Origin of the sequence: Kitasatospora sp. NPDC059571 (assembly GCF_042735675.1) — a bacterium.
Classification (GTDB): domain Bacteria; phylum Actinomycetota; class Actinomycetes; order Streptomycetales; family Streptomycetaceae; genus Kitasatospora.
This window is the reverse complement of the sequence record NZ_JBHWBW010000027.1, coordinates 18,797-28,359: the sequence shown is the minus strand read 5'-3', so window position 1 is coordinate 28,359 and position 9,563 is coordinate 18,797. Positions and strand designations below refer to the sequence as shown.

Annotated in this window: 8 protein-coding genes; 2 read left to right on the top strand and 6 right to left on the bottom strand. The window is 74.6% G+C overall.

The features are described from left to right. Positions 1-67 precede the first annotated feature (67 nt). Together ACFV0G_RS05840 and ACFV0G_RS05835 are read right to left on the bottom strand one after the other, a co-directional pair. Positions 68-1,588 (bottom strand): MFS transporter, encoded by a 1,521-nt coding sequence (locus tag ACFV0G_RS05840; RefSeq protein ID WP_380542213.1) that lies wholly within the window; start codon positions 1,586-1,588, stop codon positions 68-70. Positions 1,589-1,677: 89 nt separating this feature from the next. Next, positions 1,678-2,328 carry a TetR/AcrR family transcriptional regulator gene (locus ACFV0G_RS05835; RefSeq protein ID WP_380542210.1) on the bottom strand — a complete coding sequence of 217 codons (651 nt, stop codon included), beginning with the start codon at positions 2,326-2,328 and terminating at the stop codon, positions 1,678-1,680. A gap of 182 nt (positions 2,329-2,510) precedes the next feature. Here ACFV0G_RS05835 and ACFV0G_RS05830 point away from each other — a divergent pair, with 182 nt between their 5' ends. Both ACFV0G_RS05830 and ACFV0G_RS05825 read left to right on the top strand, forming a co-directional pair. Beyond that, the gene (locus ACFV0G_RS05830; RefSeq protein WP_380542207.1) at positions 2,511-3,398 is read left to right on the top strand and encodes a prohibitin family protein; all 888 of its coding nucleotides are present in this window, start codon (positions 2,511-2,513) and stop codon (positions 3,396-3,398) included. An 87-nt stretch (positions 3,399-3,485) separates the two neighbouring features. Further along, entirely contained in the window at positions 3,486-4,301 is an 816-nt protein-coding gene (locus tag ACFV0G_RS05825; RefSeq protein ID WP_380542204.1) for an NRDE family protein, read from the top strand. A gap of 18 nt (positions 4,302-4,319) precedes the next feature. On the opposite strand, the gene ACFV0G_RS05820 is transcribed toward ACFV0G_RS05825, so the two are convergent. The 4 genes from ACFV0G_RS05820 to ACFV0G_RS05805 all read right to left on the bottom strand — a co-directional run bounded on the left by ACFV0G_RS05820 (position 4,320) and on the right by ACFV0G_RS05805 (position 9,563). After that, positions 4,320-5,300: an acetylxylan esterase gene (locus ACFV0G_RS05820; RefSeq protein WP_380542201.1), complete on the bottom strand. Its 981-nt coding sequence runs from the start codon at positions 5,298-5,300 to the stop codon at positions 4,320-4,322. A gap of 137 nt (positions 5,301-5,437) precedes the next feature. Beyond that, the gene (locus ACFV0G_RS05815) at positions 5,438-7,813 is read right to left on the bottom strand and encodes a beta-glucosidase (RefSeq protein ID WP_380542198.1); all 2,376 of its coding nucleotides are present in this window, start codon (positions 7,811-7,813) and stop codon (positions 5,438-5,440) included. Further along, a complete protein-coding gene (locus tag ACFV0G_RS05810) occupies positions 7,810-8,634 on the bottom strand; it encodes a carbohydrate ABC transporter permease (RefSeq protein WP_380542195.1) in 825 nt (274 codons plus the stop codon). Before ACFV0G_RS05810 ends, ACFV0G_RS05815 begins: the two co-directional genes overlap by 4 nt. Continuing rightward, positions 8,631-9,563 (bottom strand): carbohydrate ABC transporter permease, encoded by a 933-nt coding sequence (locus tag ACFV0G_RS05805; protein ID WP_380542192.1) that lies wholly within the window; start codon positions 9,561-9,563, stop codon positions 8,631-8,633. The genes ACFV0G_RS05810 and ACFV0G_RS05805 overlap by 4 nt, the downstream gene beginning before the upstream one ends.

Below are 9,563 nucleotides of genomic sequence, written 5' to 3'. Positions count from 1 at the left end.
GGCCGTGTTCGCGGGCTGAGCACGTGGCCGCGCGGGAGGGCTCCCGGCCGGGAGCCCTCCGGCGGGCTCAACCGTGCAGGGCCGGCACCGGCGGCTGCGCCGGCTCGCCGTCGGCGGGCGCGGCGCCCTGGCGCGGGGCGTCGATCAGGATGAGGGCGGCTGCGGCCGCCGCGGCCAGGGCGGCCACCGCCCACCAGGAGGCGGTGGCGAAGCCGTGCACCGCCGCCCGGTCGGCGAACTGCGCGGCACCGAGCGAGCGTGCCTCGGCGAGGTGCGCGCCGGACCACCGGTGGGCGGCGCTGCCCGCCACGGTGTTCAGCAGCGCGGTGCCGATCGCGCCGCCCACCTGCTGCGAGGTGGAGACCATCGCGGAGGCGACCCCGGCGTCCCGCGGCAGCACCCCGTGCGTGGCCAGGCTGGTCGCGGGCATGAACGCCGTCCCCATGCCGAGCCCGAGCAGGACCTGGGCCGGCAGCACCAGCGCGGCGTACGGGCTGTCGGGGGTGAGCCGGGTGAGCAGCAGGATGCCGAGTGCCGAGGCCAGGAACCCGGGGCCCATGAGGAGCCGGGGCGGGACCTTGTTCATCAGCCGGGAGCCGATCTGGGTGGAGCCGGCCACCATGCCGACGATCATCGGGAGGAAGCCGAGCCCGGTGGCGACCGGGGAGTACCCCTTCACCGCCTGCAGGTAGTAGGTGAGGAACAGGAAGAGGCCGAACATGCCGACCACGGCCAGCCCGAGCGAGAGGTAGACCCCGCCCCGGTTGCGGTCGGTCATCACCCGGAGCGGGAGCAGCGGCGCGGTGGTCCGGCTCTCGACCAGCACGAACACGCCCAGCAGGACGGCGGCCGCCACCAGGAGTCCGACGGTGCCGCGGGCCTGCCAGCCCTCGGTCTCCGCCCTGGAGAAGCCGAGCACGAGCGCGACGAGGCCTGCGGTCGCCAGCAGTACGCCGGGCACGTCGAGGCGGGGCCGCTCGGACCGCCGGTCCGCGGGCTCGCGGATGACGGTGACGGCGCCGACGATCCCCGCGATCGCGAAGGGGATGTTGACGAACAGCGCCCAGCGCCAGCTCAGGTACTCGGTGAGGGCGCCGCCGAGGATCAGCCCCAGTGCGCCGCCGCCGCCGGAGATGGCGCCGTAGATGCCGAACGCCTTCGCCCGTTCGGCCGGGCGGGCGAACATCACCGACAGCAGGGACAGGGCCGCGGGAGCGAGCAGCGCGCCGAACACGCCCTGCAGCGCGCGGGCGGCCAGGAGGGTGGCGGTCCCGACGGCCGCGCCGCCCAGGGCGGAGGCGCCGGCGAAGCCGATCAGGCCGACGGTGAACATCCGCCGGCGGCCCACGAGGTCGGCGATCCGGCCGCCGAACAGCAGCAGCCCGCCGAAGGCCAGCGAGTACGCGGTGATCACCCACTGGCGGTTGCCGTCGGAGATCCCCAGGTCGTGCTGGGCGGAGGGCAGTGCGATGTTCACGACGGTGGTGTCGAGGACGACCATCAGCTGGGCCAGCCCGATGAAGGCCAGGGCCTTCCAGCGCCTCGGGTCGACGGGTCCGGTGTCCGGAGTGCCTGGTATCCGTTGCATGACAGTCCCCCCGCGGGAGTGTGGTGATGGGCAGGCGTCCGCCGCGCGGGGAGCCCGGCGCGGGCGCCCGGCGCGGCGGGGGGGCGGGCTCAGTGCGGCACGGTGCCGTCCGGCCCGCCGGGCGCCGGGGTGATGCCGAGCTGCGGCAGGACCACGGACAGCGTCCGCACGGCGTCGTCCAGGGCCTCCCGGGCCCCGGGGCCCTCCCCCGCCGTCCGGGCGAGGATGCCCTCGCGGACGGCGAGCAGGGTGGCGGCGACACTGCGCAGCGGGACGGCGGACCGCGCCGACTCCGGCCGGGAGCGCTCCAGCAGGCCGGCCAGCGCGTCGGTCACGGCGCGGTCGTGCTCGTGGAGCCGGGCGGCGAGCTGCGGGTCCCGGGCGGCGTGCACCCGGAACTCGAGGAAGAGCAGGATCCAGTTCCGCTCGACCGGGTCGACCTCCAGCAGGGAGCGGGCGAGCCCGCCGAGCCGGTCCTGCGACGGCCCGTCCAGCAGCCGCTCCAGCTGGTCGAGGCGGTTCGCCGCGTGGTGGTCGAAGAGTGCCAGGACCAGGTCGTCCTTGCCGGCGAAGTTCGAGTAGAACGCGCCCCGGGTGTACCCGGCGGCCGCGCACACGTCCTCGATGGTGGCCTGGGCGTACCCGCGTTCGACGATGACCCGGCCGGCCGCCTCCAGCAGGCGGGCCCGGGTGTGCACCCTCCGCCGGGGCGGGCGGGCAGCAGCGTCCGATGTGCTCACGGGCCGACGATACACGACGTATTGAATACGCGCCGTACTGAGTTCGCACCGTACCGAACGGGGCCGCGCCGGATGTCCCGGAACCGCACCCGTGCGATGAACATCCGCTGAACGCAACCCCGTTCGAACACCCGATCCCTAGGCTGCGGACAACCTGATCATCAGAGCCGGAAGACGTGACGATGCTCTTTCTCTCCCTGCTGCTCCTCGTGACCGGCACCGTGCTGCTCGTCCTGCGGCTGCGCCGGATCACCCCGTCCCGCCTCGCCACCGCGGGCGCCGTCCTCTCGCTGACGGCCGGTCTGCTCGCCGGACTCGCCACCGTGGCCTACGTGGTGGAGCCGTACGAGGTGGCGGTGCCGACCACGCTCGGCTCGGTCGGCAGCACCTGGCAGTCCGGACTGCACCTCAAGTCGCCGCTGACCGACGTCACCACCTTCTCCACCCGGCCGGCCGATCTCGACCTGACCGGCCGGGACACCGTGGAGGTCCGCTCCTCCGAGGGCGGCGTGCTCTACGCCGACCTCACCGTGAAGTGGTCGATCGACCCCGCGCACACCCAGGCGCTCTTCAAGCTGGCCGGCAGCGGCACCGCCGTCCAGCAGCGGCTGGTCTACCCGGACAGCCGGGAGATCGTCCGCAACGTCTTCGCCCGGCACACCACCGTCGAGGGCTACTCCTCGCAGCGCGAGGCGATCGGCGCCGAGATCGGCCGCCTCATCACCGAGCGGCTGGCGCCGCGCGGCATCCTGGTCAACGGGGTCAACCTGCGCAACGTCAAGCCCAGCGACGACCTGCAGAAGGCCATCGACCTGAAGATCCAGCAGGACCAGGCCACCGCCCGGGCCGAGGCCGCGGTGCGGACCGCGAAGGCCGAGGCGGAGAAGCGGAAGATCGACTCGGAGAGCACCGCGGCCGCCAACACCGTGATCGCCAACTCGCTGACCGACCGGATGCTGATGAGCCAGTGCATCGACGCCTTCAAGGCCGCCGCGGAGAAGAACCCGGTCTACGCCAGCCCGTGCGGCTCGACCGGCACGCCGGTGATCGTCGACGGCAGCAAGCGGTAGACCGGCGGTTCCGGTCGGCACCCGATCAAGGTCCCGCCCGCTGTGCGAGGATCGGCGGGAGACCGTCTCGGGGTGAGGGGATGCGCCGTGTGCACCGTGTTCGTCAGCTTCGATCCCGCGTCGCCGGTGCCGGTCCTCGCCCTCGCCGCGCGGGACGAGTACGCCGACCGGGCCTGGCTGCCGCCCGCCCGGCACTGGCCGGACCGGCCGCGGCTGCTGGGCGGCCTCGACCTGCTGGCGGGCGGCACCTGGCTGGCGCTGGACCCGGGCGGCGCCGGGCGCACCCCCCGGCTGGCCTGCATCCTGAACGGCTTCGGCCGCCCCGCCGATCCGGCCGGGCGGCTCTCCCGCGGTGAACTGCCCCTGCTGGCCGCGGACGGCGACCCCTTGGACGACCGCGACTGGGCGCGCTACGACCCGTTCCACCTGATCACCGCCGCACCCGACGAGGTGTCGATGCTGAGCTGGAGCGGCACCGAGCTCACCCGCCGGACGCTGGGGCCCGGCCTGCACGCGGTGATCAACGACGGCATGGAGGGCCGGGCCTCGCACCGCACCTCCTCCGAGCGCGCCGCGCGGATGATGGCGGCCCGGCTGGCGCACTTCCGGCCGCGGCTGGCCGCCGTCCGCCGTCCCGAGCCGCCGCTCTCCCCCGCCGACGGTCCCGACGCCCCCACCGGGGCGGTGTGGGGCGACTGGCCGGCGATCGCGGACGGCGACGGCCTGGACCGGACCGACCCGGCCGCCCTCGTCCAGCACCGCGACTTCGGGGACGGCCGGGTCTGGGCGACCACCTCGCTCGCCCTGGTCGGGCTCGGCCGCACCGGGGTCCGCTACGACTTCAACCCGGCACCGGGCAACGCCGTCTGGTACCGGGTCGACCCGGCCGGACCGGCCGGCTGACGGCCGCGCCGGCCGCCGTCAGGGGGTGCGCCGGCCGGGCCGCAGCAGCCCGTCCAGGAAGCGCAGCGCCGCCTCGTCGTCGTCCGGCCCGCCGGCCTCGTGGCCGTTGTGGCGCCAGACGTCGAGCTCCTTCGGTCCCGCGTAGGCGTGGTAGGCGCCGTAGACGGTGGACGGCGGCACCACCGCGTCCATCAGCGCCACCGAGAAGCGGGCCGGGACGCGCGCCCGGCGGGCGAAGTTGACGCCGTCGACGTAGGCCAGGGTGCGGTGCACGGCCTGCTCGCTGCGGCGGTGCACCGCGAGGTAGTCGGCGATCTCCCGGAACGGGTAGGCGTCGGTGGCGACGACCGCCCGCGGGAAGTCGCAGAGGAACGGCACATGGGCGACGACCGCGGCGAGGTCCGGCAGCAGGGCGGCCGCGGCGAGCGCGGTGCCGCCGCCCTGGCTCTGCCCGAGGACGGCGACCCTGGCCGGGTCGACCTGCGGCAGGCTGCGGACGGCGTCCACCGCCCGTACGGCGTCGGTGAACAGCCGCCGGTAGTAGTAGTCGTGCGGGTCGGTGATGCCCCGGGTCATCACACCGGGCACCTGCGGTCCGGCCGGCCCGGAGTCGGGGGTGTCGCCGCGGCTCCAGCCGGAGCCCTGGCCGCGGGTGTCCATCTGCAGGTGGGCGTAGCCCGCCGACGCCCAGAGCAGGTTCTCCAGCGCGTGCCCGCGGCCGCCGCCGTAGCCGACGTACTGGACGACGGCGGGCAGCGGGCCGTCCGCGCCGCGCGGCAGCCGCAGCCAGGCGCGGATGGGCTCGCCGCGGTGGCCGGGGAAGGTGACGTCGAGGACGTCCAGGGTGGCCAGTCCGGTGTCGACGGGCTCGGCCGCGACCGCGCCGCCGGCCGCTCTGGCCTCGTCCAGGGCCGCCGCCCAGAAGGCGTCGAAGTCGGCCGGCGCCTGCTGGGTGCTCCGGTAGGCGCGGAGTTCGGGCTCGGTCAGGTCGGTGTGCACGGGCCGCTCCTGGTGTCGGGGTGGGACCGGCGGGGCCCCGCCCCGGGGGCGGCGCGCCCCCGCCTCGCGGGGGGGGGGGGGGGGCGCGGGGGCGCGGGGGCGGGGGGGGGGCCGGGGCAGGCGGGTCTGGGGCCGGCCTACCCGGCGTCGAAGGACGCGTGCAGGCGGCGGGTGTGGTCGAGCGGGCGGACCGGCCCGGTGAGCTCGACCCGGGCGGTGAGGCGGACGTCGGTGCTGGAGGCGGCGAACCTCAGCTCCAGGGCGCCCGGTTCGACCGTCCGCCGGCCGTCGCGCCCGGTGAAGGAGGCCAGGTCGGCGGGGACCGTGACCGGGATCCGCCGGGCCTGGCCGGGTGCCAGCTCGATCCGGTGGTAGCCGATCAGCCGCTGGACGGGCTGGACCACGGAGGCGACCGGGTCGTGCAGGTAGAGCTGGACGATCTCGGTGCCGGGGCGCGCACCGCTGTTGCGCACGGTCAGCGCCAGGTGGAACTCGCCCGCGGTGTCGGCCTGTTCGTTCATCACCACGAGGTCGGACCAGTCGAAGGCGGTGTAGCCGAGCCCGTGCCCGAAGCCGTAGGCCGGGGTGGGATCGGTGCTGGACACGTCGGTGGCCTGGGCCAGCCGCGCGGACAGGTAACTGGACGGCTGGACGCCGGGCCGGCGCGGCACGCTGACCGGGAGCCGGCCGGAGGGCTCGGTACGGCCGCTGAGCACGCCGGCGACGGCCGTGGTGCCCTCCTCGCCGGGGAAGAACGCCTGCACGATCGCGGCCGCCTCGGTGACGGCCCGGCCGAGCGCGTACGGCCGGCCGGCCAGCAGGACGACCACGACGGGGGTGCCGGAGTCGAGCAGTGCGTCGAGCAGTTGCTGCTGCGCGCCGGGCAGTTCCAGGCTCTCCGCGTCGCAGCCCTCGCCGCTGGTGCCGCGGCCGAAGAGGCCCGCCCGGTCGCCCAGGGCGAGCACCGCGACGTCGGCGCCGCGGGCCGCCGCGAGGGCCGCCGCGAAGCCGTCCGTCGAGCCGTCGTCGATGCCGGTGCCCCGGGCGAGGGTGATCCCGCTGTCGGGGAACTCGGCGGCCAGCGCCTCGCGCAGGGTCGGCAGGTGCAGGCCGAGCGGCATGTCCGGGTGCTGGCCGCCCACGTGCACGGGGAAGGCGTAGCAGCCGAGGACGGCGCGTGCCTCGTCGGCGTTGGGGCCGATCAGGGCGATCCGGGCGGGCCGGGCGAGCGGGAGGGTGCCGTCGTTGCGGAGCAGGACGACGGCCTGCTCCGCGAGGGCGCGGGCGAGCGCGCGGTTGCCCGCCGGGTCGAGTTCGACGGTGCCGCGCAGGGCGCGCGGGTCGCTGAGGTCGCGGCCGGCCAGGGCCGCCGGGACGGGCGTCCAGTCCGGGTCGAGGAGGCCGAGCTCGGCCTTCTGGGTGAGGACGCGGTGCAGGGCGCGGTCGATGAGCCGCTCGGGCACCCGGCCGTCGGCGACGGCCTCGGCGAGCGGCCGGCCGAACGTCTTCACGGTGGGCAGTTCGACGTCGACGCCGGCGGCGAGCGCGGCCCCGGCGGCCTCCGCCCAGGTGCCGCACACCCCGTGCAGGGTCTTGAGGAAGGCGATGCCGAAGTAGTCGGCGACGACCGTCCCCTCGAAGCCCCAGGTGTCCCGCAGCAGGCCGGTGAGCAGCTCGTGGTCTGCGGCGGACGGGACGCCGTCGGTGTCGGTGTAGGCGTGCATGACGGAGCGGACGCCGCCCTCGCGGACGGCCATCTCGAACGGCGGCAGGATGACGTCGGCCCGCTCGCGGGTGCCCATGGCGACCGGCGCGATGTTGCGGCCGGCCCGCGAGGCCGAGTAGCCCGCGAAGTGCTTGAGGGTGGCCACGATGCCGGCGGACTGCAGGCCCCGGACGTACGCGGTCGCCACGGTGCCGACCAGGTACGGGTCCTCGCCGATGGTCTCCTCGACCCGGCCCCAGCGGGCGTCGCGGACGACGTCCAGCACCGGGGCCAGGCCCTGGTGGACGCCGACCGCGCGCATGTCGCGGCCGATCGCCTCCGCCATCTCCCGGACCAGCTCCGGGTTCCAGGCGGCGCCCCAGGAGAGCGGGACGGGGTAGGCGGTGGCGCGCCAGGCGGCGAAGCCGGCCAGGCACTCCTCGTGGGCGAGCGCGGGGATCCCGAAGCGGTTGGCGTCGGCGATCCGGCGCTGGGTGCGCATCAGGGAGAGCGCGCCGAGCGCGGGGTCGACCGGCGCGGTGCCGAACGGCCGGGTCAGCTGGCCCAGTCCGTGCGGGAGAAGCGCGTCGAGGTCGACCGCCTCCTCCATCTCGTGCTGGAACGGGGCGACCTCGCCGCCGTCGTCCCCGGCGCCGACCCAGACGCCGAACAGCTGGGCGATCTTCTCCGGCAGGGTCATCTCGGCGATCAGCGCGTCCGCGCGGGCGGCGGCGGTCAGCGCGGTGTCCTGCCAGACGGGCGTGGTGGAGGGACTCTCCGGGGCGGCCGTGTTCACGGTGTCGGTCACTTTCCTCCGACCCCCATCAGCCCCTGGACGAGGGCGCGGCGGGCGAACAGGTAGACGAGCAGGATGGGGAGCATGGACAGCACCACCGCGGCCAGCAGGCCGGGCACGTTGACGCCGTACTGGGTCTGGAAGTTGTAGAGCCCGAGGGTGATCACCTTGGTGTCGTCGGACTGGGTGAGCACGAGCGGGAAGAGGAAGCCGTTCCACGCCTGGAGGGCGGCGAAGACGGTGATGGTGGACAGGCCTCCCTTGGACAGCGGGAGCACCAGCTGGAGGAAGACCCGCCACGGGGGCGCCCCGTCCATCGCCATCGCCTCGTACAGCTCCGGGGTGATGTCGCGCATCACGCCGGTGAGGATCAGCGCGCAGACCGGCAGCGAGAAGGCCGCGGTCGGCAGGATCACGCCGAGCAGGTTGTCGTACAGGCCGGCCTTGCTGATGACGTAGAACATCGGCACGATCACCGCCTGGGCGGGGATCGCCAGGCCCAGCAGGAACAGCCGGAACACGCCGGTGGTGATCCGGCCCCGGCTGCGGACAATCGCGTACGACAGCGGCGGGACGACCGCGAGCACGATGGCGACCACGCTCAGCGTGACGATCACCGTGTTGAGGAAGTACTGCCCGAAGCCCGACGAGAAGTCGTCCAGGTAGTTCTGCAGGGTGAGGTGCGCGGGCCAGCCGAGCGGGCCGGACTCCGCGTAGTCGGCGCGGGTCTGGAGGGTGGCGGCCAGCATCACGTACAGCGGGAGGCCGACCACCAGCAGCCAGATCAGCGAGCCCAGGCCCGCCAGGACGTTGGGGCGGCGGCGTGTGGTCACAGTCCCTCCGTGGTGCTGCGCATCCGGTCGTAGCCGGAGAGGCGGACGACGACCAGCGAGACCAGCGCCGCGGCCATCACCAGGACGAGCGCGATCGCCGAGCCGGCGCCGAAGTCGAAGCCCTTGAAGGCCTTCTGGTACATGTAGTAGGCGCTGATCGTGGTGTCGGTGCCCGGGCCGCCCTGGGTCAGGATCAGCACCGTGTCGAACGTGGTCAGCCCGCCGACCACCATGAGGATGGTGGACGTGATGATCGCGTTGCGCATCTGCGGCAGTGTGATGTGGAAGAACTGCCGCACGGTGCCCGCGCCGTCGATCGCGGCGGCCTGGTAGAGCACCGGCGGGACGGCCCGGGCGGCGCCCTGGTAGATCAGCGTGTGGAACGGGGTGAACTGCCAGATGCCGACCAGGACGAGGACGCCGATCGCGGTGGTCTGGTGGCCCAGCAGGTTGCCGTCGCCGAACAGCCACTCGGCCTGCGCGGGGACGCCGAAGTTCGGGTCGAGCAGGGCCCGCCAGAGCACCGAGACCGCGGTCGCGGAGAGCAGCAGCGGGACGAAGTAGATCGCCGACAGCACCGCCCGGTTGCGCTGGTGCCCGGCCGCCCAGACGCCCAGCAGCAGCGAGATCGGCGTCTGGAAGGCCACCCCGAGCAGCGTGAGCAGCAGGCTGAGCCAGAGGCTCTTGATCATGACGGGGTCGTGGAAGAGCGTGACCCAGTTGTCGAAGCCCGCGAACTCCGGTGAGCCCAGGCCGTCCCAGTGGACGAACGACAGGACGGCGACCAGCAGCAGCGGGACGATGGCGAATAGGACGAAGAACAGGGTGGCGGGGACCGCCCAGACGAAGCCCGGGCGGGTCACCAGGGCGCCGGTCCGGCTGGCGGGCCGGCGCCTCTCCACAACTGCGGCGGTGACGGTCGTGGTCAT